The sequence below is a fragment of the Candidatus Wallbacteria bacterium genome (assembly GCA_028687545.1).
Lineage (GTDB): Bacteria > Muiribacteriota > JAQTZZ01 > JAQTZZ01 > JAQTZZ01 > JAQTZZ01.
This window is the reverse complement of the sequence record JAQTZZ010000025.1, coordinates 33,170-58,953: the sequence shown is the minus strand read 5'-3', so window position 1 is coordinate 58,953 and position 25,784 is coordinate 33,170. Positions and strand designations below refer to the sequence as shown.

Here is a 25,784-nt window from a genome sequence, read left to right as displayed (position 1 = left end):
ATGATGTCTGGTGTTCAATTGACGGCATCAACTGGCAGGAGATTACAAATTCAGCCAGTATTGGAGCAAGAAGCGCTTATTCTCTGGCAAGCTTTGACAGGAAGCTCTGGATTGTAGGCGGCATCAGACCTGATCATACTATGTTGAGCGACATCTGGCAATCGGACAATGGCCTGAACTGGATCAAAGCATCGGAATTTTCAGGCATGTCTGCTAGGTGCTCCCACCAGCTGATTTATTTCAACAATAAAATGTGGATCATTGCCGGGAACGATGGCATACCTAGAAATGACGTCTGGTATTCTGAGCTTGAATCCCCAGCATTTCCAGTGAACATCTTCCTGAGTACAACTGAAATCCAGGTGGCTTTGGAAAGTGAATTGCAGTTGCCCTGTACTGTCGAGGTCCTGTACAATGGAGGCACAAATGAAGCGCACGGCATCACCTGGTCTCTGTTCTCAGGCGGAGGTACATTGAACGGGAATGTCTACACAGCGCCTGCTGCAGCTGACACTGCTGAACTTACTGGCACATACATTGAGAATGATATGACACTGACTACCGAGGTTCGGGTGATCAGCCGGGAGTATTAAAGGTAGAAGATTATCATCATTAGACTAGTATGGAAATTCAATCTTGAATTTTAAATGCTTGATGTTGAATGATGAGATAGAGGAAAGGTATTAAAATGAGCTATGCCTTTAATTCAAAAATCAAAATTCAAAATTCAACATTATTTGTTGCCGGATTTTATCTGATGCTCTTTTTTGGTGTTTCCCTGTTTGCCGAGTCGCCTCAGCAATCCGACGCTGACATGTGGTACCTGCAGGCCAGGTATTATTACATGGACCGTTATGATTATGCCAAAGCCTATGACTGCCTGAAACAGGCGCTCCAGAGCGATCCGGAGCACAAAAAAGCCCTGGAACTCAAGGATAAGATGGGCGAGATCATCGAATTCATCGAAAAAAACAGTCAGCCTGCGCCTGTCGAGCAGACTGCCGAAGCCACAGTCGAAGCTGCTGCAGTTACCGTGGAAACAGTGGTCAAACCCGCCATCCCAGGTACTGAGGATTTTGATTTCCAGCTCGCCCTGAAGCAGATCGAGGAACTTAGACTGGATCCGGCTGTAGCGTCCCTTAGGAAGAATTTGACTATTTTTCCGGAAAACATCTCTGCCTGGATGTACATTTTTCTGATCGCAGAGAGGCAGCAGAAGGAACTGCTGCTTCAGGAAGCTCTTCAGAACGCGGTGAAGATCCTGCCGAAATATTCAAAGACTTCTGAATACCAGGATTTTCTGGATCTGGTGAACTGTTACCGGGTCAGGCATCTGGTGTTCAAGGCTGTGCTTGAATATAACCGCGATCAGGCGCTGCGCAGGGATGTTGTCACGAATTTCCGTTACAAATTTCTTGATTATGACAGGGAAAGACCGGAGTTTCCAGGAATGGAAAAACTTGATCTGACACTGCTCAGGGAAAAGGAATATATAGAACAGCTTCCTGTCTGTTCGCGAAACGGTCAGTTCTCACTGGAGAATGGCGGAGTCCGCTGCAGCTATCATGACAATCTGCTCAAACAGCCCTACCAGCAGCTTGTAGTGGCAAAAAAGATGGATATTAAGCCAGTCACACTTACTGAAACACATCGCAGTCTGGCTCATATCGAAAGCAGCCGCCTGTTTCTCAAAGAATCCAGATTTTACAGAGCGCTGGCTGAGGCGGAGCAGGCCGTATCCTTTGATGCAGGGGATTACCGCAGCTATGACCTGATGGCTCAATCCTATTATGGGTTGGGAAAATTTGAGAAGGCTCTGGAGTATGCACAAAAGGCCAGGGGCCTTGCTGTGGATGAGCCGCTGGTCTATAACAATCTGGGCCTGGTGTTCCTGGCTCTCGCCAGAGTCGACGACGCCATCGCGGTGCTGCGGCAGGGAGTGGCGCTCAGAGACAGCGACTATGACCTGCACTATAACCTCGGCCTGGCTTATCTTCTGAAGGAAGAATATTCACCGGCAATCAAGAATTTCGAGATCGCTAAAATCATCAAGCCTGATTCTGCCGGAGTTTATTACAATCTCGGCAAAGTTTATCTGAAAACCGGGGACAAGGAATCAGCACGCGCAGCTTATCAGAAAATGCTGAATCTTGTTCCACAGGACGGGAAAGTTTATAATATGGTAGTGAATATACTGGGTACGCTTTAGTAATTAATCGAAAGACAGGTAAGACAAGTCTGACCAGACTGGAGAAAAAATGGAATTGTCTGTCAGGGATGGAATTCAGGTAGTAAGTGCAGGTTCCGGGATTTTCAGGGACAATCTTGGGGAATTCAGGAAAATCGCTGACAAACTTAAACGGGATGGAGCACTGCGCGTAGTGGTGGATTTCGAACAGGGTTTTGTCGCAGAAGAGGCACACGGCATACTGCTCTCCCTCTGGAAAAATCTCAGGGAGCGAAACGGAGAGCTGCTCTTCACCGGAGTTTCAACCGAACTTCTGAAAACCCTGGATCTGACCAGAATCAATCGAGTCATCGGCATAGTGAGGGACCTCGAAACTGCCTGCGATTTTCTGAAGACCGGGAAAAGTGCACTCCCGGATCAGGAGATAAATGGACCACTGAACAAGGTTGAAAATACCAAGGAGGGAAAATGAGTTCGATACTGACAGGTAAAGTTCTGATCGCTCAGAGTGGTGGACCGACAGCTGTAATCAATCAGAGTCTGGTGGGAGCTGTTCTGGAATCCAGGAAGTTTTCCCAGGTCACTAAAGTTTACGGCGCATTGAACGGCGTCAAAGGCATCATCAATGAAGAGCTGGTGGACCTGACCCAGGAAACCACCAATAACCTTGAAAAAGTCGCATCCACGCCTTCTTCTGCTCTGCTCTCGACCCGGGACAAGCCGGATGAAAAATACTGCAAGGAAATTTTCGAAGTGCTGCGTGCGCACGAAATCAGGTATTTTTTCTACATCGGAGGCAATGATTCCTCTGATACAGCCAGAATCGTCAATGATGAAGCTGAAAAAGCCGAGTATGACCTGCGGGTGATCCATATCCCGAAGACTATCGACAATGACCTGGTGATCAATGATCATACTCCGGGATTTCCGTCAGCCGCCAGATTCGTGGCTCAGGCTTTCATGGGAGCCAACCTTGACAACAGATCACTGCCTGGAGTTTATATTGCCATAGTAATGGGGAGGAATGCGGGATTCCTCACGGCTGCGAGCGCTCTGGCCAGGAAATACCCCGATGACGGGCCGCATCTCATCTATATCCCGGAAAATCCCTTTGACATCAACGGATTCCTGTCTGATGTAAAGAGCACTTATGAGAAATTCGGACGCTGCATTGTTGCGATCAGCGAAGGCGTTTCGGATAAAGAGCATCAGCCGATCATGACAACCCTGATGAAAACTTCAGAAAAGGATGCCCACGGAAATGTCCAGCTTTCAGGTACCGGCGCACTCGGAGATCTCCTGTCAGATGAGATCCGCGCGAAACTGAAGATCAAACGGGTACGCTCTGATACTTTCGGCTACCTGCAGCGCTCGTTTGTAGGCTGCGTTTCAGACGTGGACCAGTTTGAGGCCCGCGAAGTTGGCGAAAAGGCTGCCCAGTTCGCGCTCTGGCACAATGTTGACGGCTCGATTACAATTCAGCGCACCGGAAATTACTCTGTTGATTACAAACTGGTGAAGCTTGATGAAATCGCAGCCAAGACCAAGCACATGCCCGAGGATTTCTACGACCCATTAAAAAAAGATGTGACTGAAAAGTTCTATATTTACTGCCGGCCGTTGCTCGGGTCCGGTTTCCCGCAGCCGCACAGGCTGCGTGCGCCGAAGGTGGCGAAGATACTGAATAAGAAGTGACCGTAGACCGTGGGGCACCCTTTACGGGTGCCCGAACTGCTTTGGAATTCACAATGGACATGTTGTTGATTTCACAATCAATGTAGAATGGGTTGTGTGCAATCCCTGGAAAATGGGCAACGGTAAGCGTTGCCCCTACGTGATAATATTCTGACAAAACCCATCCCGTAGGGGTTGACCCGTGTGTCAACCCTGAAACATCCGTGGATAAAAAAAAGACCACTTTTGCAAGCGGTCAGAGGACTAGAGTATAAGTGGACTACAGGTCGTAGAGGTTTCGAACTGAGGGGGGTACCTCGTATGATGTTCTCTGCTCTACAATTACGATAATAGCCGGAATCATACCCTTAATCCAGTTACAATTTGTTACAATTTGTCAGGCACTGTAACAAATCGTTAACCGAGCCTTTTTTTCCAGTAAAAGATAGTTTGTTCCGGGAGCGGGAGCAGATCGAGATTCTGGCAGCGCAGACAGCGGGGATATAAAGACAGGCTTCCTGACAGATGCGCTGAACGCAGCTGATTGACTGCAGTTCCTCCCCAGATCTCCGATAAAGACTGATTTTCCAGATTTCCGATCTTCAGTTCCAGTTCCGGATCCATGCAGCAGACTGTGACCTGCCCGTCCCAGTTGATCGTGGGAGTGAGAAACGGGGCTGGGCAGGGCCGGCGTTTTCCGCCGCTCTCCGGGGCTGCGCTGGTAGTGATGATCCTGTCCCAGGCTGTGATTTCTGCCGGAAGAAGTCCTGAATCGATCAGGGCATTTCTGTGCATCAGCTCATATTTAGCCTGGTCCGCAGCCCCCAGTCTTTTATAAAAAATTTTGTCTTTCCAGGTCTGAGTGACTGCCTCCTGATCATAGATGATTGAGGGTTTGTGGAGAAAATCTGAAGCCCTGACGAGAAAATCCCTGATTTCAGCCTGATTTTCCTCCATCACGATCATCTGCAGAACCAGATTGAGATTACAGTTCTTTTTCAGGTCGCGGATCTTCTTCAATTCCTTCAGGTTGGAAAGTACGAGTTCCAGCTGGTCGATGCCCTTGATTTTTTTGTAAGTCTCCCGGTTGAAAGAATCGAGAGAGATCAGCAGAGTGAAATGTGAGCTTTTTTCGAGAAGAGCGAAAAACTCTCCGAGTTTCTTTGAGTTCAGTAAAGAGAGATTGGTACTGATCAGAATTTCAGGGAAAAATGGAGTGAGTAATGAAAGCAGGCGGAAAAAATCCGGATGAAGCAATGCTTCGCCAAGCCACTGGGCCTTCAAAAGCCGGAAATTGATTCCGCTGAGTATGGGATCTGAGATCAGCCTGAGAATGAGTTCTTCACTGATAAAACCCTTTCTGCCTGCATGGAGCGGCGGGGTTCTGATTGAAGAGGAACCATACATCCCTGCATGGGAACTCTGAAGACACATCACACAGTGAAAGTTGCAGTAATCAGTGAAACAGAGCTGGAGGTCAGGAGAGGGTTTCATCTTGAGCTGTGCCGGACAGTGATTCCAGTGATTTCAGATGTTCGGAAATATCGCGGACCACCGCCTGAACGACTTTCTTTCCACCTACTTCCATAGCTGTCAGCCAGACTTCGGCAGGGAACGTGCTTCCGTCCTTGCGGCAGTGCAGCCACTCGAACTTATCGCTGCCTTCGGCAAAAGCTTTTTTGATGTGACGCCTGGCTGCTTCAGTGGAATCACTCCCATCCGGCTGCCTGAGCGGTGAAAATTGATGGGGCTGCCTGTGGAGGAACTCTTCGGATCTATTGCATCCGAATATTTTAAGAGTTGCGAGGTTGCAGTCGAAGAATCCTTCCTCGTTCAGCAGCATGATGGCGTCGCTTGAGGATTCATACAATGTCCTGAATTTACGTTCTGAATCCTGCAGGCTCTCAACCATTTTTTTCTGTTCAGTGACGTCTCTCACGAGTACACAGAGCATCTTGCGACTCCGCCAGGAGAAAGAACCGTAGGAGATTTCCACTGAAAACAGCGTTCCATCTTTCCTGCGGTGATATCGGTAAGGGATGATTTCCGAACTGATGGAAGTCATTTTATCGCTGCCAGCGAAAGTGGTTTCCATTTCTCCGGCAAAATCCGTGGATTTCAGGTGCAGGAATTCCTCCCTGGTATATCCATACAGTGCACAGGCTTTGTCGTTGACGTCAGCGACATGCCTGGTTTCAGCATCGAGCAAAATGATCGTATTACTTTCTGAGGCGAAGAGCAGACGGTATTTTTCTTCGGATTCCTTAAGTTCCAGCATGGTTTTTTTCCGCCAGAGCAGGTGCGCGATCAGGATCGTGATGATCAGGAATAAAAGCAGGATCATCAGTCCTGACCAGGCAAGAAAGGATTTCTGCTGGCTGCTCAGCGGGTAGGAAAAATTCTTGGGTGTGAGGGAAATAATGGTCCATTTGGAGCTGCCGATGGGTGCATGTGCGACGAAAAAGAGTTTCCCGTCGATCACTGTTTCTTTTTTCAGCATATGGAAGGGAGCCAGGGAGATCTGTTTGCCGGCGAACTGCTTGGTTTCGTCTATTTCCTGAATTTTTTTCTCGTCAACAGGCGGCACAAATTTGAACAGCCATTCGTCGAAATTTGTGGAGAAGACCACGCTCGAAGGAGAAGTGACGGCACATTTATACTGGTATTGGAGCAGAAGCTCGTCGATCATGTCTGAACCCATTTTGATCACAACCACTCCGGCCGGGGTAAAGCTGTTGAGAATGTAAACCGGCGCGCTGAAGTAAACTCCGCGCTTTCTGGTAGTCACACCCAGTGCAGGGAAGATCTGGGGGGTTCCGGTGATGGCCTCGGAAAAATATGGTCTGAAAGCATAATTGTTGCCTGTGAGGGTTTCATTACTGCCGTAAAATGTGCAGGCGATCACATTTCCGTTGCTGTCCATCAGGTACACTATGTCTGCGCTCAGGATCTTCATGGTTGTGTCAAGAGTAGTCTGGATCTCTGCACTCCCGCCTGAGAGAAAGTCTTTGACCTGTTGGCTGTCTGCCACAGCATCTGCCACTTTGCCCATTCTCTTGAAGACCACGTTCAGCATATTCGCCGACAGATTCTGGGAGGCGAGCTGATGTTCGAATTCCTGATTTTTCAGGCGCATGCTCTGGATGCCCAGATGGGAGAGGAGCACGAAAAAGATCAGGACTGTGGAGGAAATCAGGACAGTTTTAGCTGACAGCAATCGCTCGATTCTGATGTTTTTGGATTCTTCGCTCATTTTATCTAATCATATCATAATTCCGATTTTCTTGGCAAAGAAGGCGGAATTTGTTAGAATTTGCTTCTATCTGACCCAAGGAGTTGAGAGTCATGGCTGACATCAGGAAGGAGCTGGCGGAAATCGGGCACAGGCTGTTTCTGGAAGGATTGAATCATTCCCACAGCGGGAATCTTTCCATCAGACAGGGGGATACTGTTTTTATCACCAGAACCGGTTCCCAGTGCGGATTCCTGACCTATGCCGATATTGTCGGCGTGAATCTGAATTCAAGCTTCCAGGGACTTGCTTCGATGGAATATGTGGTACACAGGTCGATCTATCTGGCGACTAAAGCCGCTGCCATAGTGCACTGCCATTCCCCTCACACGGTAGCGTTATCTTTTAATACCGACCGGATAGTTCCTGTGGACGCTGAGGGGAAGTTCTATTTCAGGGAAATCCCGGTGCTTTCGGTGGAAAACGCGATTGCGTCTGCTGAAGTGGCTGAAAAGATCCCGCTTCTATTTCAGAATTCACCACTGGTGGTGGTGCGTTCACATGGTGTTTTCAGCAGCGGGAAAAATCTTGAGGAAGCCTATAAATTCGCGTCTTCTCTGGAAGCCAGCGCTCGAATCATCATGATACAGTCAAAGAAATAACCTGACTAAATGGACATGCTCACCGGATGTTCAAAAACAGCCAGATACGAGGCGTATGAGTCCGCGAGAAGGAGTCGTACATAAACGTACGATGACTGATCAAGGACGAATGCAACGAAGCAGATGGTTGTTTTTCAACATCCGTCAGGGCTTAAAGCCCTTTTTCAGCATCGCGCCTGCTACATCCCTGGCATCCACCTTGTAAGTGCCATTTGCGATCTGTTCCTTGATTTTCTGGATCTTTTCCTCGCGCACGTCAGGGGTTTCGGTCAAGGCTTTTTTAGCGTCAGCCGGCAGTTCGATTTTTTTAGTGGTCTTGTCTGCTTCGCTCTTTGCAGTCTTTTTTCCCGATTCCGCGAGTTTCTGATCAATTATTTTCTTGAATTCATCGCTTTTGGTCTGCTTGATTTTTTTGGGGGTGCTGTCAATGACTCCACCGGAAATGCCGGATATTTTTGCCATATACGCTCCTTCCTTTCATCACCTATCGGCTGACTGTTACGGATGTTTTAATTTTATTCACGGTTCGCTTCTTCCTTGGTCTCTCTAAGCTTGAGCCAGGGCGGCAGTTCCTCTTGGGTAAAGCTGCTCTTCTCGATGATCTCCTCGATCTTGTCCGGGTTCATATGATGCAGGCTTTTCAGCACGATGAATTTATAATCCTGAATTTTGATCTGCCGCTTGAAAAGCTCGCAGACCTTGTCGCCCGGAAAGTTTCCCAGCACTTCCAGCATGATGCGCTTGAGATCGAATTCAGCAGTCTTTTCATAAAAATTCAGAAGCGCTACAGGGATGCGTTCATCGCTGAACTGGCCGAGACTGGAAATCGTCCAGTACAGTATATCCCGGTTCTGTTCAGTCCCAAGCATCACGAGCAGCAGGTCGATCACCTCGTGGTCCAGATACTTGAAGCAGAGGCTGGCCTGATTGCGAACCGGCCAGTATGAATCCTTGAAGCACTGAACCAGCTTTTCGATCACCAGATGGCGTTTGTCAGGGAAGCGGTAAAACTGCACCAGCGGATACAAAGAGAAGAAACGTTCTTCAGTGGATCCGGTATTCACAAGATTGATCACAGAATCAAAGAGCTGTTCAGCCGGGTTGATGGAAATCAGGTCCAGCACTATCTTTTTTGTCTCCGGGTCATTGGTTTTCAGGAGTAACTCCAGAATCCTGGGTTCCACCTCGATGTTGGATTCCCTTGCAGTGCGCAGTGAAAGTTCCCTCAGTTCCGGATAGTCGCTTTCCAGGTAGGAAAATATCTTTGATCTGAAAGTCTGGGAAATCCGGTCTTTATAGGAGAGAAGAGCCAGGTACTGGAATTCTATCAGAGGCTGGTTGAGCATGACTTTGATGAAATCGTCGTTTACAGGCAGCAGGCGCATTAAAATGAATCTCTGGGAAGTGCTGATCTCTTCGATCAGGCTGGCGAGCTTCCCGGGTTCAGAGGAACTGTAGATTGCAATGAAACGGTCTTTCAGTTTTTCGGGCATCAGGGGCAGAAACCAGCCCAGATACTCCTTGCCGCCTTCCAGTTCGAAAAATTCCAGTCCCTTGGCCAGTTTGAAAGCAGCCCTGGTCTTGATTTTCAGCAGATCGTCGTTGAGGTATGAGAACAGGCCGAGCAGAGCTTCCTTGTCGTGGAAGCCGGACAGGAAATTGATTGCCTCAGCCTTGAGGTCATGGTCTTCTGAAAAAGAGAGGGAAGAAAAGAATTCGATCAGGTTGCGGTCCCCGTTTTTAGACAGCAGACGGATCAGGTGCAGCTGATTCTCTTTACTGAAGAAACTGAAATTGGCAAGCAGATAGGGGTAGATTTCTGAAAAACGGAATCCGAACAATTCGAAAAGATGCCTGCTCCTGGCTGGATCTTTCATCAGCTCTTCGTTGTCCAGAGATTCGATCAGAAAATCCAGGGAAGCGCTTTTTTCCAGAACCCGTTTGCTCCAGTATGAAACGTCGTTGTTTTCGGAGCAGATGCCGTCCCATAGAATTTTTTCGGCATCCCGGTTTTTCTGCAGGTGGTCCTGCAGCAGCTCTGCAGCCAGCCTGGCGTAGTCACGACGGTTTGTCCATTTCGAGTCGCTGAAACTCTGAATATAATCCTTTAATTTCTGCAGCATGAATGAATTATAGCTGAGAAATCCTTATTTGTAAAAAGGTCTTAAAGAACTTTTTATTAATCGTCGATAGACATGCATGATGAGAAAAAACAGCCGCAGGAGCCTGCTGGATAAGATAAATTTACTCACGCTGAATGTGGCGCTGGGTACTTTCCTGCTTGATCAGTTCGTCAAGTTCCTGATCCAGCAGAAATTTTTCCTGCATGAAACCCTGCCTGTGATGAAGAATGTCTTTCATGTGACATTTGTCAAAAATTACGGGGCAGCCCTGGGCGTGATGAAGGGCGAGAACGGTTTTCTGGTTGTTTCGGCAGTGATTTCGATTGCACTTTTACTGGCCTACTCTCAGAGAGTATGCGTGAATGAGATCTTTTACAAGATATCACTAGGCTTCCTGCTGGGAGGGGCGATCGGCAACCTCTATGACAGGGTCACACTGGGTTATGTGATCGATTATTTTGACTTGAGATTTTTCCCCGCGATTTTCAATTTGGCCGACATTTTCATCGATGCCGGCGTACTCTATCTTTTCTTCCGGATCATGACCTCCAACGAAGAAACTTTCTGGCCGTTCTTCAGACGCGAGAATTCCTGAGCCAGTTCACCACTTAATCGGTAAAATTTATCATTCACTTTCCTGGAAGCCTTTAACCTGCGGCTTTGACACGCGAAATGAAAGAACTTATCATATCGGAAAAATGAAAAATGCAGTCAGTACAATTTTAAACCGATCACTGATTATCTGGTCCATTCTGACGGTTTTCATGGCTGCCGGGGCAGAAGGGCAGGAAGCAGTCCCCCCGCATTCAGTGAAGGTCCTCCCTGTCTTCTTTATCCCGAAAGGTGAACCCGCTCCCACAAACGACCAGGCCGAACGCCTCATGAAGCATCTGGTCTGGTCCCAGACTCGGTATCGTGAGCTGCTCCGGAATCAAGACTCTTTTGCCATCGCGGAAGACGGCTTGCGGATCTATCAATCAGCGCGCCCGCTGGCTTTCTACCGGGAGCAGCCGGAAGGCTCTGCTCCGCAAGTCGTCAGCGAGCTGCTCGCGGAACTGAAATGCACCCGCTACAACTGCCCATATATCCTGCTTGCCGTGATGATGAATCCGAATGACTACTTCCCGGTTGGCGGGGGCCGGCCGCTCAACGGCGGGCTCAACACCGGTGGCGGCATCGTCATCCTCTCCTCATTCGCGCTGGATGGGCCTCCCAACTTCCAGTCCACCCTGCAGCATGAGCTTGGGCATTCTTTCGGCCTGCCACATGTGGATGCCTACGGATACGACATGGCTTCAAACGACTCACTCATGTCTTACAACCTCAGACATCACACGAATCATTTCACTGCGAGTCAGACGCAGGGGATACTCATTGCAGAAGATCTCCGTGCGCTGGCGCTCAACAAACGCGTGTTCTCAAAATTCCGATTCGACCCGGGAACGGATGTGCCGCCAGGGTACTCAATTGCAGCGCGGATCGAGACTATACCGCCGATGAAGATACCGGGCCAGCCTGACGGCTTGAAGATCTCCACGGAATCAGGTGAAGAATATGGCAGCAAAATCTCCAACCTCCTGCAAGGGTTCATCGGTCCCAACAAGAAAGACGGCACAGTGACGTACGATGCAGCCACAATGTGGCACTCCGCAAAAACTAAAGACGGCTGGGCATCTGTGCAGCTTACCTTTCCATACGATGTGGAGTTGAGCCGGATCGTGATCCATTCTCAGCACAGCGGCGAGTACCATATCGCCGAAGCTGTGCGGTTAGCTGTGCGGAACAAGGCAGGCTGGTTCTGCCGGATCATCGAAGCGGACCTGAAATCTGCGGATGATGCAGTCATGTTCACGCAGACGAAAGGCCGGGTGTGGCGGATGGAACTCCGTGCCGGAGAAAGCCGGTATATAGTCCTCCGGGGGTTACAGTTTTTTTCAGGCAGCGAAGAACTGTTTCCGCCTCAGTTGCCCTGCCCCTTCTAGGGGGCTTTCAATGCTGAAAATGCGGAATCAATCAGTTGAAAAAACCATTGAAAATCTTTTAACCATCACTTCCGCTCCAGCAGCAGGATGGCGTCGCGGACCTGGGAGCCGTACCTGAAGTCAGGCGAGATCTCCAGCACATTCTTGTATTCCAGCAGTGCGGATTTGAAATAATTGGCGTTCTGATAGGATTTGGCCAGGTAATAATGCCCCATGTCATTGTAAGGATCCTGGCGCACCACTTCTTCCAGATTCTCGATCGCAGGTGCGTAATCACCGCGGTCGATTGCCACAAGGGCCTTAAGATAGAAGCCCCGGGGATGATTCGGAAGCAGCCTGGTGCCTTCCTGCAGTTCCTTTTCCATCTCATCGTTCTTCTTCATCACAAAATAAAGTTCAGCGAGGTTGAGATGCGCTTCCCCGTTGTTAGGGTCAAGGCGCAGGGATTTGAGCAGTTCGCTCTCAGCCTCTGTGAACTGGCTGGAAAGCAGGAAGGAATAACCACGCAGGTTGTAACATTCGGAGTTGTTGGGATTGATTGAAGTCACTTTTTCCAGCAGCTTCTGCACTTCTTCCAGAGTAGACAGCCTGTAGCTGAGATAAGACCTGGCCAGCGCCAGATAGACGTTTTCCAGATTCGGAAAATTGCTGATGGCAGACAGATAGTCAGCTTCCGCAGACCTGAAATCCCCTGCTTTCTCATGCAGACTGGCGATCCTCAGATACGGGGTGATCTGCTCGTATTCCTGAGCCCATTTCTTGTAAATCAGGATGGCATCGTCGCTGAATCTGAGCTGTTCGTAAATGCTGCCGATTTTTTCATAGAGAACGCTTTTGTCGCCGTCTTTGTAGAGGAGCATCCTGTAATACTGCAGCGCCTGGACCGGCTGGCCGTGTTCTTCATAGATGCTGGCGATCTGCATCAGGAATTCCGATTTTTCCGGATAGTCTGAGGCCAGAGGGAAAGCAGACCCCAGAAACGACTCGTAATCACTGCGCGAGAGATAGATTTTACCGAGCAGTTCGAGCATCTCAGGGTCATGTTCCTGATAAAGCAACACCTGTTTCGCCACTTTTTCGGCGGCATTGTATTCTTTCTTCTCAAAGTTCTCCACCGCGCTTTTTTTGAGATCAGCGATCAGGTTGAGGCTTTCCGTGGAAAACAGGTTGAAGCATAAAAGTCCGTTTGATTTGATGACAGCATAGACTTTGAGCTGCTTGGTGCTTTCGTAGAAATCGCAGGCCAGGCTTATCACTTCTTCGCTCTTCAGGTTCGGATATTTGATGCTGAGATCTTCCCATTTTCCGTCTTTCCGGTACATTAAAAAGCCCTGGCCGCCGGCCCAGATATCTCCGCCCGGTGCAGCGCAGGCCGTCCTGACATTGAAATCAGAGACATCCTGTAGAGTTTCAGTGCCTGTATCAGTGATCAGGCCGTGATTTGTGCAGAAGTAAAGCTTATCGTCAGCTGACAGGAGAAAATTGACCTCCAGATTGGCAAGCCAGGGCGGGGTGAACAGGACAATCTGGTCTTTCTTCATCTGGAAGATCTGATTCTGGATGGTTAGTATGAAAACCGAATCACCAAACAGGCAGATCTGCTTGATCAGGTCGATGTCGTGCTCAGGTTTGAAGGTGTGCCACTGGCTGTCCTGGAAGCTGATCAGCTTGTTTCTGGATGCAAAATAGACATTGTGTTCATCTACAGCCAGGGCCTGCAGAAAATTGTCAGGCAGGCCGGAATTGTCTTTATCCTGATTCAGAAAAGTCAGGATGCCGTTGAATGTGCAGAATCCCTTCAGGGACGTAATGTAGAACTGATTGTCCATGATCTGAAAATCAGTCAGAAAATCAGAAGGCAGCTCCGAATTTTTGGTGGTCCAGCCCAGAAATTTACTGTCTTTCAGGTAAAAAAGCCCTTCATCGGAAATCAGATAAGGAATATGATCGTAAACCAGCACTTTTTTAAAAGTATTGGTGGGAAGTTCGATCTTGTCAGGAGTGAATTCTGAAACATCGAAAGCCCAAAGCTCTATGGTAAGAAGCAGGAATAGAAGTACTGTCAAAAGATTATTCATCAGAAGCGGAAAGTCACCTCAAGGTTGAACATCCGGGAATTGTAATCCTCAGTGTCATTGCTGCTGACCAGGTCCAGGTAGGAAGAAACTTCCATGTCTTCTTTGGGCTTGCTGTTGACACGGAAGCGATTCAGGGTTTTCATCCGCCTGGTGTCCTTGTGGGAGATGTCATTCTCCAAATCCCAGCCCAGTGAGAGCTTCTCCCACGGTTTGTACTGCATGCCCACCGATGCGAGCTGCGTGCGCTCCGAAGGTGGCATGGCGCGTTTAATTATATCAAATCCTGTGGCCAGGTTGAAGCTGATTTTTTCCGAAAAAAACCGTTCGGACTCAATTTTGACTGAACTGATCTTTTCGTTGTTCGCTGATAACAGGAAATCTTTTTTTCCGGTTCTAGTGAAACTGAGAGTATATGAATTGTTATCTGTAGGAGCGAAATACCACTGCAGCCCGTTTTCCAGCTCCTGGTTTTTAGCCGGGGTTATCTCACGTTTGGTATTGATAAGGGAAGTATTGTAAGAAATCGTATTTTTTCCATAATGGAAGTTCAGCTTATTGTGGAGAACCTGCATGCCTGCTTCCAGCAGACCCAGATCAGTACGGTCCTGCAGTTTGTAATTACCTGACAGACTGTCTTCCAGGTTGTTTCTGGGGCTGATCCGGCAGTAAAAGCTGAAGTCCTTGGAAAGCAGCGGGTTTTCCAGATAGGTCTGACTGGGTATGTCATAAGTCAGCCTGATCAGGTTCTGGTGCAGGTATTTGATGTAACCGTCGAGTTTTTCGCAGGGACTGAAACTGAGCTTGCCCTCGATCGATTTGGAGTTCTCGCTGTTGCTCAGGAAGTCCTTCAGACTGCGGTCATTGTATGTCAGGTTGCCCTGGTATTTGTCGCCCAGAAAAGCTTCCCAGAGCAGGCCCAGATCTGCGGTTTTAGAGAGCCAGCCGGTGCTGCCTTCTTTATTTTGATCCGACAGATTCAGGGAAAATGAGCTTCTGGGATTGTACCTGTACGTGACCGAATTTGAGTACCTGCTGAGGTCGTAATTATCGGTTGTCCTGAAATTCTGTCTGAAATTGTGACCCTCCACACCGCTCACCAGGTCGATTTTCTTCCAGTTTTTATTGAATGTGACTGATTTCTGATCGTCGCTGGAATCGATGCTCTGAGCCAGATTCCTTTTATTCTGAGCCACCGAGGTACCCGAGATACGCAGTTTTTTGGGAAGATCATAGGAAAATGCAGCGTCCTTTTCTTCATCCGACGCTGTGATCGGACTGTTCACTGCATTGATGTTCAGATCAAGGTCCTGAAAGATCAGCCTGGTACCCTGCAGCATCGCGAAAGACGGCCTGAAACTGGAATCAGGCCAGAGGGCGAGTCCATAGCTCCTCAGATCATTGTACTGATAACTTTCCTTCCTGCCGATGATTTCGAAATCAGGGTCCCGCTCTTCTCTGGAAGTAGTGAAATTGCCGATTGGAAATTTCTTATCCAGTTCCAGATGCCAGGATTTGCTTTCCTTGAGCTGCTGACTTGGCAGGGCAGAGTTGAGCAGATCATTGTCTTTTTCGCTAAAGGCGCTGTCCAGAATTGCGCGCCAGCCGTTACGGAACAACTGCAGGTGCTGGCTTCCCACCAGATGGGAAATCGGGGCTGGAGCTCCCGGATCGTCCTGTGAACCTGTGACTTTCTTGTCCTTGTTGTCCACAAGTCCGAAAAATTCCAGGATCAAATTGTTGTTCTGGTCGAAGCTCTTGGTATACCGGCTGCCGATCAGATTTCTCTTGTAGCCCTGGCTGCCTTCCTCATATTCGTAACTGACAGTAACTGTGTTTTCAGGTTCAATGGGCAGGATCTGGGTTTTGATCAGGATCCGGCCTTCGTCATTTTCGATCAGATAGTCCTCGCCCCGCCGCAGTGTCCGGGATCCGACTTTGACTGTTTCACTGTTTTCAATCACAGGGATCTTGTCGGGATCGAGGCGGTATTCCATGCTGTTCCCCATGCCCCTGAAAAGTTTGGTGACTGTCTGGCCTTTGGAACTTGTATACAGCCCATAGACCGACTGGTTGCATGGCAGCAGCCCGGTTGCTTCAATACCCTGGACTTTCTTGTTGAACACAGCATAGCGCGTCTGCGGCAGATCCACTTTAAAATCGCCGAGTGTCAGGCGATAATTTGGTCCTTTCAGGTTGAGGGTCAGGAACTTGTCTTCCTGATCGAAATCCGAATCATCAAGATACGCTGATACAGTAGCATTCTCTCCGATTCTGCCGTCGATCTGGAGCTGCAATGACTGCTGCAGCTTGAATCCAGGAGTCCAGTCCTGGTAATCCGAGAGAAATTTCGAAAGACTTCCATTTACCAGGGTCTTCCTGATTCTGAACACTTTACTTCCGCTGATCGACAGGTCGTCTTCAGCCTGAAGCTGTGCCGAGAATGCCAGAAAAATCAAAAAAACAAGCAGTCTGATACCGCCGGCTCCTTTCCTATGGAAAAGGCAGTGACAGGGACGTCTTCTCCCTGCAGCATGCCTCTTTTAAATATCGGCAACCGGGCAGAATTATGGAGCTGGAGGTAAGGAAAGGTCACTGGTATTTATGAGATTATCCAGCCGATTGACATCCTGAGGAATGATGCATAATATGGAATGAGTTTGATTATGTATCAAAAACCCCTTGTATTTTGTTAGGAGAATTAGTGGTGACTGGAGTCGTTTCCAGAATCATGTGGCAATCGGGCAAGACTCTCTAACACACCAAAATTCTTTCAGGCAGGTTCCGGGTGAATTTGAATCAATGGTTTCAGCGATGAAAACTGTGACGTTATCAATGCCAAATTACTAAATATCATGCAAAGGAGTGAAGATGGAAGTCCAGGAATTGCGCAGCAAGAGTCAGAAGGAATTGCAGGCTCTGGCCAAAAAGATGGAGATTGAAAATTACACCAAGTTAGGAAAGGACGACCTGTTCCTGAAAGTCTATGGAAAATTCAATCAGGAAGCGGGACATGAAATATCATCAGGACATCTGGAGGTCCTCAACGAGGGATATGGTTTCCTCAGAGTCAAGGATTACTCTTTTTCCGACAAGGACGTCTATGTCTCACCGATCCTGATCAAGAAGTTCGACCTGAGAATGGGCGACCTCATCATAGGACCGATCAAGGGACCCAGAGACAACGAAAAATACGCTGCCCTGATCAAGCCGGACCTGATCAATACGCTGATACCTGAGGAAAACATAAACCGGCTTCATTTCGACGATCTGGTTCCACTTCATCCGGACAAGAAATTCACTCTGGAATGCGATCCGACTGACATGTCCACCCGTATCATTGACCTGATCACCCCGATCGGAATGGGACAGCGCGGCCTGATAGTTTCCCCGCCCAAAGCCGGGAAAACCATACTTCTTCAGAAAATAGCCAACAGCATGACCCGCAACAATCCGGAGATCAAGATCATCATTCTGCTGATCGACGAGCGGCCCGAGGAAGTCACGGACATGATCCGCTCCACTCATTGCGAAGTGGTGGCTTCCACCTTCGATGAGCCGATTCAGCGGCATATACAGGTTTCGGAGATCGTGATCAACAAGGCGAAACGGCTGGTGGAACTCGGTAAGGACGTGGTGATACTGCTGGACAGCATTACCAGGCTTGCCAGGGCTTATAATCTGTCCATGCCGAATACCGGGCAGACTCTTACCGGAGGAGTCAACCCCGCAGCCCTGTATAAACCGAAAAAATTCTTCGGGGCAGCCAGGAACATTGAATTCGGCGGCAGCCTCACCATTCTGGCCACTGCCCTGGTCGATACCAACAGCAAGATGGACGAGGTAATTTTCGAGGAATTCAAGGGAACCGGTAATATGGAATTGATCCTGGACCGCAAGCTGTTTGAAAAGCGGATTTTTCCGGCAGTAGACATCAAAAAGTCCGGCACACGCAAGGAAGAACTGCTTCTGGGCGAGGATGTGCTGAATAAAGTCTGGATTCTGCGCAGGGTTCTAAACCCGCTCTCTTCCAGCGAAAGTGTCGAACTGCTGCTGCGGAAGCTTTCAGGCACCAAGACCAACGAGGAATTTTTGAAATCAATGACTCAGCAGGAGGATCTTTGAACCGTCTGTACTTAAAAAGACTGGTTGAACTGGCTCTGATAGAAGATCTGGGTTTTCAGAACGGACCGGACGCCGATATTTTCGGGAACACTCCCGGGTCAGCCATGATCGAGTTTCAGGAGGAAGGGATTGTGGCTGGACTTGAGGCCGTGGTTGAGGTGTTCCGTCAGCTTTCTCCGGATGTCCGGGTGGAGCTCTTGAAGAAAGACGGCGACTGTATCCAAAAGGGAGATAAGGTGGTTTCCCTGCACGGCAAGATCGGAGAAATACTCAGCGGCGAACGCACTGCCCTGAATTTTCTTCAACACTGCTCCGGGATTGCCACCCGCACCAGGAACTTAGTGAACAGGCTGCCCAAGCAAGTAAAGCTCCTCGACACCAGGAAAACAGTTCCGGGACTGCGGGCTCTTCAAAAATACTCGGTCAGGATCGGGGGAGGCTACAATCACAGATATGGGCTGACAGATCTGCTGATGCTGAAGACCAATCAGGTCCGATATTTCGGCTCTGTCAAGAAAACCGTGGAAAAAGCCCGCAAAGTATACGGACACAGACTGAAGATCGAAGTCGAAGTCAGCACATTCAAAGAATTCGAGGAAGCCCTGTATTCGCAGGTCGACATTGTGATGCTGGACAACTTTTCACCTGAGGACGTCAGTACCGCGGCAGGGATGCGGACAGACGGCTTCCCGCTCCTGGAAGCATCCGGTGGAATCGACGAGGAAAACATCGAGACCTTTGCCAAGGCCGGCATCGACATGATTTCCATGGGAGCGCTTACCCATTCAGTAAAGGTTTTAAGAATTCATCTGGTGCTGGGAAGCTGAAATGGACTACAGGGAACTGGAACAACTTGATCTGAATGGCGTAGCTTCCAGGATCAAGAACTGCTTTGAATGCTCTCTGGCGGCCGGGAGATCCAACGCTGTACCAGGTGAGGGCAACGGGAAGTCCCGTCTCCTGTTTATCGGCGAAGGTCCCGGTGAGGAAGAAGACCTCAGCGGCAGACCTTTTGTGGGCAAGGCCGGTGAACTGCTGGATAAGATTTTGCAGTCCGTAGGTTTTGAACGCAAAGATATCTACCTCACTAATGTCGTCAAATGCCGTCCTCCCAATAACCGCGATCCCTCGAAATCTGAACTGAACTCCTGCTGGCCGTATCTTCTCAGGCAGATCGAATCGATAAATCCGCTGGTGATTGCTGCTCTAGGCAGGATTGCCGCCGGATTCCTGCTCTCGAGCGAGAGCTTCAGCATCACCAGGGACCATGGAAAGGTTTTTACCTTTTCCCATGATGCAGTGCTGATGCCTTTGTACCATCCCTCATATCTCCTGAGAAATCCGTCGCGCGACAAAGATTCTCCCAAGTACCAGATGTGGGAAGACGTGAAGCGCCTGAAACAGATCTATGATTCATTCGATAAAAATTCTTAGCCTGTCCTCACGCACTGAGGAAGAACTGGCCTCGGATCTCGGCCGTTCCGGTGTTTCTCCGGAAGGTGTCAGAATCATGGCCGGGAAAGGGATCATTTTACCGCTGAAAATCTTCCGGGTTCCTGTTACAGAGGCCAATATTCTGAAACAGGAAATGCTGTCTCTGGGTGCGGATGCGGCGGTTTCCAGCGGAACAGTTGATCATTCGGCTGTCTACACAGACCTGATCCTGCTCGGAACCGGCAAGACTTATCTGGAGCTTGTGTCAAGGATTCGCCGCCACAATTTCCGGTTTTTAACAGCGCTGGCCGCGGAACTGGAATCTTTCCCTGACCAAAGGATCCGCATTTTCAAAGTCGGTGAAAAACAATATGAGCTTGGCCGCAGATATCTGATGGGAATTCTCAATCTCACACCTGATTCCTTTTATGCAGGCAGCAGGCTGAAATCCATCGATGAAGCGCTTGGCAGGGCCGACAGGATGGCTGAGGATGGGGCTGACTTCCTCGACCTGGGCGCTGAATCGACCAGGCCTGGCGCCGACTCAGTCAGCGCTGAAGATGAACTGTCCCGCCTGCTGCCCCTTGTCCGCGCTCTTAAAAAAAGGAAAGTTCCCCCTCTCTCCATAGACACTTACAAATCAGCCGTGGCTGCAGCCTGCCTCTCTGAAGGGGCTGAGATCGTAAACGATATCTCAGGCCTGGATTTTGATGCGAAAATGGCTGAAATTGTTGCTGAATCCGGGGCGACTGTTTGTCTGATGCATATCAAAGGTACTCCCAAGGACATGCAGAAAAATCCTCTCTACCACGATCTGATCAGCGAAGTGTACACTGAACTTTCCAGGAAAAAAGAGAGAGCTCTGCAAGCCGGGATCGAGCCCGAGCGGATCATGCTCGATCCAGGGATCGGTTTCGGGAAGAGCGTGAGCGACAATTTCGTCCTGATCCGCAGGCTTTCCGAGTTCAGGTCTCTGCGATGCCCTCTGCTGCTTGGGCTTTCCCGGAAATCCTTCATCGGCGCTACCATTGGAGGTAAACCACCTGAGCAGAGGCTCAATGGATCGACCGTGCTCCATACACTGGGAGTTCTTGGCGGTGCTGATATCCTGCGGGTGCACGATGTAGCAGAGGCTAAGGAAACGCTCCTTCTTTTCAATGCCTGGCAGGAAGGGTATGACTATCCGTAATAGATAGTAAACTGTTTCCATAAATCGTTTTCGTACTGAATGAGGTTGGTATGTTAGTAGGTTTGTAAGTTAGTATGTTGGGAGGTTCTGTATTGAGCTGTTATCTATAATCCATAAGAATATTATTCCTTCCCTAACTTACTAACATACCAACATTTAAACCTATAAACTTCAAGCAGTGAACAAACGATTTCATGAAGCATTATTCAAGTAAAAACCGATTGACAGGGCTGTTTTCCGCGTTATAATTAAATTGTGGATAAAACCCGGGCTAAGCCTGGGTCTACAGACTCGTAAAGAGCGGTAAGAGAATTAGAGTATAAGGGGGCAGTATGAAGACTTTTTCCTGTCTGTTTTTGATTGTCACATGTATTTTTCTCTCTCAGACTTCAATCTGGGCCACAGACACCGACGATTCCGCGATCACTTTGACCAGGGCGGAGCGTTTTGCGATTTATCAGGAAGCCCAGGAAATTGCCGCAGAAAACGGCAATTCATTCGAAGTTTCGAAGGATGCCATACCTAAGTATAAATACCCCAATGGTTTGAAATTGCTGAGTGCAGAAGGAAAAGGCGATCTTCTGAACAAAATCAATTCCGCTGGAGTCATCAAGGCGATGCTCCCTAAATGGGACTGGCGTGATCACGAGGGAGTCACCAAGGTTAAAAACCAGGGCGATTGCGGAAGCTGCTGGGCCTTTGCAGCTACAGGAAATTTTGAGCATTCGATCAAGACATTTGACAGCAAGGAAACAGATCTTTCCGAACAGGACCTGATGAACTGCAATAAACAGGGATACGGCTGCGACGGAGGCTGCCTGGACTGCTCTGAGTATTTCCGGGATTCAGGTGCAGCTATGGAAAGCGATGAACCATACAAGGCTCAGAAAGGCAGCTGCAACAGCGGACTTTCCAGACAATACAAAATCAAGGAATATGCCAATTTCGAAGAAGATGCCGAAATGATGAAATCCTGTATTTATTATTACGGGTCGATCGTTACAGTCTGCGATGCAGGCTCTGCTTTCAGGGCTTATTCCAGGGGCGTCTATAATGTGAAGGGTGGCACCCCCAACCATGCAATCCTGGCGATTGGCTGGGATGATCCTGCCGGCTACTGGATCATCAAGAATTCCTGGGGTGAGGAATGGGGCGAGAAAGGCTACGGCAAGATTAAATACGGTTCTGCCTGCGTGGGACAGGAGAATACAGTCATAGATTATAAAGGCAAGCAGCTCGACCATTAAGATGCTGTAACAAAAATCTGAGTATAACTATCGGAATTCCCGGATTTATCCGGGAATTCTTTTATTACAGCTCATTACAGCCGGGAATTCGGATTGACTGGGCTCTGGTTTGGAAGTATAATTAAAATAGAGGAAAATATACCTGTCTGATTAATAGTTCCGGGAGGTGCCATATGAGATCTGGAATCGCAATTTTGATACTGCTGTTCTTTGCATTCACGCTTTATGCCGAAACTGCGGCTAGTCTGGACAACACTCTGAGCAGGTCCGAGCGCTACGATATTTATCAAAAAGCTCTGCAGATCGCTGCAGAAAACGGCAATGCTTTTGAGGTTTCCATGGAGGCAATCCCGAAATATAGAAATACCCCAGGATTGATCCCCTTCAACAGTGAAAAAGTGAAAATGCTGTCGAAAAAAATGAGTCGTTTCAATGCCAAGGCCAACCTGGCCAAATGGGACTGGCGGGACCACGACGGAGTAACACCTGCGAAGAATCAAGGAGCATGCGGCAGCTGCTGGGATTTTGCGGCCACAGCCAATCTGGAGCACTCGATCAAGTGTTTTGACTCCCTGGAAGTGGATCTTTCCGAGCAGGACCTGCTGAACTGCAATAAGCAGGGTTATGACTGCACCGGCGGGCAGCTTGACTGTTCTGAATATTTTTTAAACGGCGCAGCCCTTGAAGCTGACTGTAAATATAAGGCAACCACTGAAGCCTGCAGCACCGGCCTGACCAGGGCATATAACATCAAGGACTGGGCTTTTTTCACTGAAGATGTGGAAATGATGAAATCCTGTATTTATTATTACGGTTCCATCGTGACAGTAGTGGATGCCGATGATCCGGGCTTTAAAGCCTATTCCAAGGGAATCTACAATGTAAAGGGCGGCACTCCCAACCATGCCATCCTGGCAGTGGGCTGGGACGACAGCGATGAAGTCTTTATTATTAAGAATTCCCAGATGGGTGAAGCATGGGGCGACAAAGGCTACGGCAAAGTTAAATATGGTTGCGCCTGTATCGGTCAGGAGAATGTGGTGATCGATTATAAGGGCCAGCTCGCTCACTAAAATTCAGATTCGATTTACCTGGAATTCAGAAGGGAATTTCAATTGACTAGACTCTATCTGGAAAGTATAATTAAAGTAGAGAGAAATTCTTCCTATATGTTTATTATTTTGGGAGGTGCAGTATGAGATCGGGAATCGTAATTCTGATGCTGATGGTCTTTGCAGTCACGCTTTATGCAGAGACCACGGTGCCTATCGAACAGACCTACACCAGGTCCGAGCGCTATACATTGGTCAAGCAGGCACAGCAGATCGCAGATGAAAACGGAAACGCTTTCGAGGTTTCCATTGAAGCGATCCCTAAATACAAAAACTGCACAGGTCTGCAACAGTTCACCCCTGAGGACTTGAAGCGGATCGTTAAAAAACTGCATAACAAGAGTTTCAAGGCATCGCTGCAGAAATGGGACTGGCGCGATAACAAAGGGGTTACACCTGTGAAGAACCAGGGAGACTGCGGCAGCTGCTGGGCATTTGCAGCTACAGCCAATTTCGAGCACAACATCATGTGCGCAGATAAAAAGGAAGTCGACCTTGCCGAGCAGGACCTGCTCAACTGCAACAAGCAGGGCTATGGCTGCGACGGCGGAAACCTGGACTGTTCCGAATATTTCAGGGACCAGGGTTGTGCTGAAGAATCAGCGGAACCATACAAAGCAGTGAAGGAATCCTGCAAAGCGCTTTCCAGAACCTATAAAATAAACGATACTGCTGTTTTCGAGGAAGACGCGGAAATGATGAAATCCTGCATCTTTTATTATGGCTCAATCGTGACTGTGGTGGATGCTGACAGCCCTGCCTTCAAGGCATATGCCAAAGGCGTTTATAACATCAAGGGCGGCACTCCGAACCACGCCATCCTGGCAGTAGGCTGGGATGATGCGGCTGGTTACTGGATCATCAAGAATTCCTGGGGTGAGGAGTGGGGCGATAAAGGTTACGGAAAAGTGGCTTACGGCCAGGCCTGCATCGGGCAGCTGAATGCTGTCACCGACTATAAGGGACAGGTCCAATAATAATGACGATCCTCTGATTAGAGACAAAAAAGAGCTCCGGATGGAGCTCTTTTTTTTACTATCGACAATCCCTTTGATTCTCTGTAGAATGCTGCCATGGAAAAGATCAGGCTCAGGGATCTCGAATTTTACGGATACCATGGCGTTTCTCAGGAAGAGAGGAAGCTTGGACAGAAACTGGCTGTCCATCTGGAAATGACTGCTGATCTCGAAAAAGCCTGCCAGAGCGACAGAATCGAAGACACTGTGGATTACACAAGAGTATATGCCGGAGTAAAGGCAATCATAGAAGGCAGTGAACGGTTTTATTTACTGGAACATATGGCTGAGCAGATCGCAAAGTACATTTTAACGGAATTCCGGCCTGTCCTGGAAGTTATAGTCACTGTCTGCAAGCAGAGCGTTCCATATCCGGGCATCGGCAGTTGTGAGCTCGAGATCAGGAGGAAGCGTTGAACAGTGGAATCTATCTTGGCATGGGCTCCAACCTGGGCGACAGATTCAACAACCTGAGCCAGGCTTTGATCATGCTGACCAAGCTTCCCAAGCTGGTTCTGGAGCAGGAGTCGAGCATCTATGAAACCAGGCCATATGCATTGAAGAACCAGCCGGATTTTTTGAACAAAGTTGTGATGGTGGAAACCCTTTACAGTCCCAGGGAGCTTTTAAGAGAACTTTTGAAAATAGAGGAAAAGATGGGGAGGATCAGAAGGGAGAAGCACGGCCCCAGGATCATAGATATTGATATTCTGTTTTATGACCGCTGGATCATTGAGGAAGAAGATCTGGTGGTTCCTCACCATGATGTGCAGAACAGGGATTTTTTCCTCTATCCCATGCTGGAAATAGCTCCGGAATTTGAGCATCCCAAACTTGGCAGAAGTATCTCTGATCTACTTGCTGAACTGATAGTCAGGAATTACGCGCTGTAGAGATTCTTACGAAATTACTGTTTCGTTAGAATCTCTCATCCTAAATTTACTATTTTCGGGACGCTGCAGCTTTCATCCCCAGTAGGGGATAGATATCCGTAAGAATTCTTCGCTTCGCTCAGAATTCAACGGCTATCTAAAATTCATCATTACCTGCGCCAGGCACTTCCAGGTTGGTGAAATAGCCGCCTTCAGGCATAAAGGGTTTGCCGTCATATCCAAAAATCAGATAATTCCTCAGAAAGTGGGAAAACATCTTGGTTTCCACTTCGACTACCTGGGCTTTTCCTTTCATGGAATCATCCAAATATGAGCCCATGATGTAGACTGAAAAGCCTGCGATCTTGTCTTTGTCTCCGGCAGCTGCTGCTTTGAAGGTGTAATTTGCCGTATCAGGCGTCAGAGGAACCACTTCCATTGTTCCGATATTCGGGTATGAGTCTCTGGTTGAGCCGCCGACTTTATGTGAGAGAAGTTTCTTGGCGCTGTCAACGGAATATTCGATTTCCACCAGTTCCTGCGGCTTATAGCTGATGCTGGGCGGGGCTGTAGTGGAGTCTTTCTTGGCATAGCCATTGAAGCGCTGGATTTTGATGCATCCATCAGGGCCTGCTTTTGCCACTTCGATCTTATAGGCTGATTTGACGTCTATGATCATCTTGTTCAGGCAGTCGCGGATGTCCTCCTGCAGGGCCTGCTGCTGGGTGGTGCGGTGGAAGACCAGCCAGTTGGCCTTGTAAACCCAGTACAGCACAGGGATCAGGATTCCGAACAGCGCCACAACGACCAGTATTTCCGGTAAGCTGAATCCTTTTTTCTTCATATTGTTACT

The 25,784-nt window shown here is 48.6% G+C and carries 23 protein-coding genes; 16 read left to right on the top strand and 7 right to left on the bottom strand.

Translation table 11 applies throughout. The features are described 5' to 3' along the window. From PHW04_11455 to PHW04_11440, 4 genes are all read left to right on the top strand, one after another. A partial coding sequence (locus PHW04_11455) for a hypothetical protein (GenBank protein MDD2716495.1) occupies positions 1-593 on the top strand: 593 nt, incomplete at its 5' end. A 164-nt stretch (positions 594-757) separates the two neighbouring features. Then, positions 758-2,209, top strand: a complete 1,452-nt coding sequence (locus tag PHW04_11450; GenBank protein MDD2716494.1) for a tetratricopeptide repeat protein — start codon at positions 758-760, stop codon at positions 2,207-2,209. 49 nt (positions 2,210-2,258) lie between these two features. Continuing rightward, positions 2,259-2,660 carry an STAS domain-containing protein gene (locus PHW04_11445; protein MDD2716493.1) on the top strand — a complete coding sequence of 134 codons (402 nt, stop codon included), beginning with the start codon at positions 2,259-2,261 and terminating at the stop codon, positions 2,658-2,660. Next, positions 2,657-3,883: a 6-phosphofructokinase gene (locus tag PHW04_11440; GenBank protein MDD2716492.1), complete on the top strand. Its 1,227-nt coding sequence runs from the start codon at positions 2,657-2,659 to the stop codon at positions 3,881-3,883. Before PHW04_11445 ends, PHW04_11440 begins: the two co-directional genes overlap by 4 nt. A 396-nt stretch (positions 3,884-4,279) precedes the next feature. Here the strand turns inward: PHW04_11440 and PHW04_11435 are convergent, their stop codons facing one another. Together PHW04_11435 and PHW04_11430 are read right to left on the bottom strand one after the other, a co-directional pair. Further along, positions 4,280-5,356 (bottom strand): SPASM domain-containing protein, encoded by a 1,077-nt coding sequence (locus PHW04_11435; GenBank protein ID MDD2716491.1) that lies wholly within the window; start codon positions 5,354-5,356, stop codon positions 4,280-4,282. Further along, complete coding sequence (locus PHW04_11430; protein ID MDD2716490.1) at positions 5,340-7,115, bottom strand: PAS domain S-box protein; 1,776 nt, start codon at positions 7,113-7,115, stop codon at positions 5,340-5,342. Before PHW04_11430 ends, PHW04_11435 begins: the two co-directional genes overlap by 17 nt. 92 nt (positions 7,116-7,207) lie before the next feature. Here PHW04_11430 and PHW04_11425 point away from each other — a divergent pair, with 92 nt between their 5' ends. Beyond that, positions 7,208-7,756, top strand: a complete 549-nt coding sequence (locus PHW04_11425) for a class II aldolase/adducin family protein (GenBank protein ID MDD2716489.1) — start codon at positions 7,208-7,210, stop codon at positions 7,754-7,756. Between the two features lie 144 nt (positions 7,757-7,900). Here PHW04_11425 and flgM read toward each other — a convergent pair whose 3' ends face one another. Then, positions 7,901-8,218 (bottom strand): flagellar biosynthesis anti-sigma factor FlgM, encoded by a 318-nt coding sequence (gene flgM, locus PHW04_11420; GenBank protein ID MDD2716488.1) that lies wholly within the window; start codon positions 8,216-8,218, stop codon positions 7,901-7,903. A 53-nt stretch (positions 8,219-8,271) separates the two neighbouring features. Next, positions 8,272-9,879: a hypothetical protein gene (locus PHW04_11415; protein ID MDD2716487.1), complete on the bottom strand. Its 1,608-nt coding sequence runs from the start codon at positions 9,877-9,879 to the stop codon at positions 8,272-8,274. A 79-nt stretch (positions 9,880-9,958) separates the two neighbouring features. Between PHW04_11415 and lspA the strand changes: the two genes are divergently transcribed. Next, positions 9,959-10,474, top strand: a complete 516-nt coding sequence (gene lspA / locus PHW04_11410) for a signal peptidase II (GenBank protein MDD2716486.1) — start codon at positions 9,959-9,961, stop codon at positions 10,472-10,474. Between the two features lie 103 nt (positions 10,475-10,577). Next, positions 10,578-11,861 carry a hypothetical protein gene (locus tag PHW04_11405; GenBank protein ID MDD2716485.1) on the top strand — a complete coding sequence of 428 codons (1,284 nt, stop codon included), beginning with the start codon at positions 10,578-10,580 and terminating at the stop codon, positions 11,859-11,861. 65 nt (positions 11,862-11,926) lie between these two features. Here PHW04_11405 and PHW04_11400 read toward each other — a convergent pair whose 3' ends face one another. Beyond that, positions 11,927-13,939: a tetratricopeptide repeat protein gene (locus PHW04_11400; GenBank protein ID MDD2716484.1), complete on the bottom strand. Its 2,013-nt coding sequence runs from the start codon at positions 13,937-13,939 to the stop codon at positions 11,927-11,929. Beyond that, positions 13,939-16,395: a hypothetical protein gene (locus tag PHW04_11395; protein ID MDD2716483.1), complete on the bottom strand. Its 2,457-nt coding sequence runs from the start codon at positions 16,393-16,395 to the stop codon at positions 13,939-13,941. Before PHW04_11395 ends, PHW04_11400 begins: the two co-directional genes overlap by 1 nt. Before the next feature lie 412 nt (positions 16,396-16,807). Between PHW04_11395 and rho the strand changes: the two genes are divergently transcribed. The 9 genes from rho (at position 16,808) to folK (ending at position 24,952) form a co-directional block, all read left to right on the top strand. Beyond that, the gene (gene rho, locus PHW04_11390; GenBank protein ID MDD2716482.1) at positions 16,808-18,061 is read left to right on the top strand and encodes a transcription termination factor Rho; all 1,254 of its coding nucleotides are present in this window, start codon (positions 16,808-16,810) and stop codon (positions 18,059-18,061) included. Beyond that, entirely contained in the window at positions 18,058-18,888 is an 831-nt protein-coding gene (nadC, locus tag PHW04_11385; protein MDD2716481.1) for a carboxylating nicotinate-nucleotide diphosphorylase, read from the top strand. Before rho ends, nadC begins: the two co-directional genes overlap by 4 nt. Position 18,889: 1 nt before the next feature. Then, on the top strand, positions 18,890-19,495 hold the full coding sequence (locus tag PHW04_11380) for a uracil-DNA glycosylase (protein MDD2716480.1): 606 nt from the start codon (positions 18,890-18,892) through the stop codon (positions 19,493-19,495). Beyond that, entirely contained in the window at positions 19,470-20,684 is a 1,215-nt protein-coding gene (folP, locus tag PHW04_11375) for a dihydropteroate synthase (GenBank protein MDD2716479.1), read from the top strand. Before PHW04_11380 ends, folP begins: the two co-directional genes overlap by 26 nt. Positions 20,685-21,016: 332 nt before the next feature. Continuing rightward, positions 21,017-21,931, top strand: a complete 915-nt coding sequence (locus PHW04_11370; GenBank protein MDD2716478.1) for a C1 family peptidase — start codon at positions 21,017-21,019, stop codon at positions 21,929-21,931. A gap of 173 nt (positions 21,932-22,104) precedes the next feature. Beyond that, positions 22,105-23,004: a C1 family peptidase gene (locus PHW04_11365; GenBank protein MDD2716477.1), complete on the top strand. Its 900-nt coding sequence runs from the start codon at positions 22,105-22,107 to the stop codon at positions 23,002-23,004. Positions 23,005-23,126: 122 nt separating this feature from the next. Continuing rightward, a complete protein-coding gene (locus PHW04_11360; GenBank protein ID MDD2716476.1) occupies positions 23,127-24,020 on the top strand; it encodes a C1 family peptidase in 894 nt (297 codons plus the stop codon). 96 nt (positions 24,021-24,116) lie between these two features. Beyond that, positions 24,117-24,476 (top strand): dihydroneopterin aldolase, encoded by a 360-nt coding sequence (gene folB / locus PHW04_11355; protein ID MDD2716475.1) that lies wholly within the window; start codon positions 24,117-24,119, stop codon positions 24,474-24,476. Then, positions 24,473-24,952, top strand: a complete 480-nt coding sequence (gene folK, locus PHW04_11350) for a 2-amino-4-hydroxy-6-hydroxymethyldihydropteridine diphosphokinase (protein ID MDD2716474.1) — start codon at positions 24,473-24,475, stop codon at positions 24,950-24,952. Before folB ends, folK begins: the two co-directional genes overlap by 4 nt. 136 nt (positions 24,953-25,088) lie before the next feature. Here the strand turns inward: folK and PHW04_11345 are convergent, their stop codons facing one another. Then, positions 25,089-25,775: a type II secretion system protein gene (locus PHW04_11345; protein MDD2716473.1), complete on the bottom strand. Its 687-nt coding sequence runs from the start codon at positions 25,773-25,775 to the stop codon at positions 25,089-25,091. Positions 25,776-25,784 lie beyond the last annotated feature (9 nt).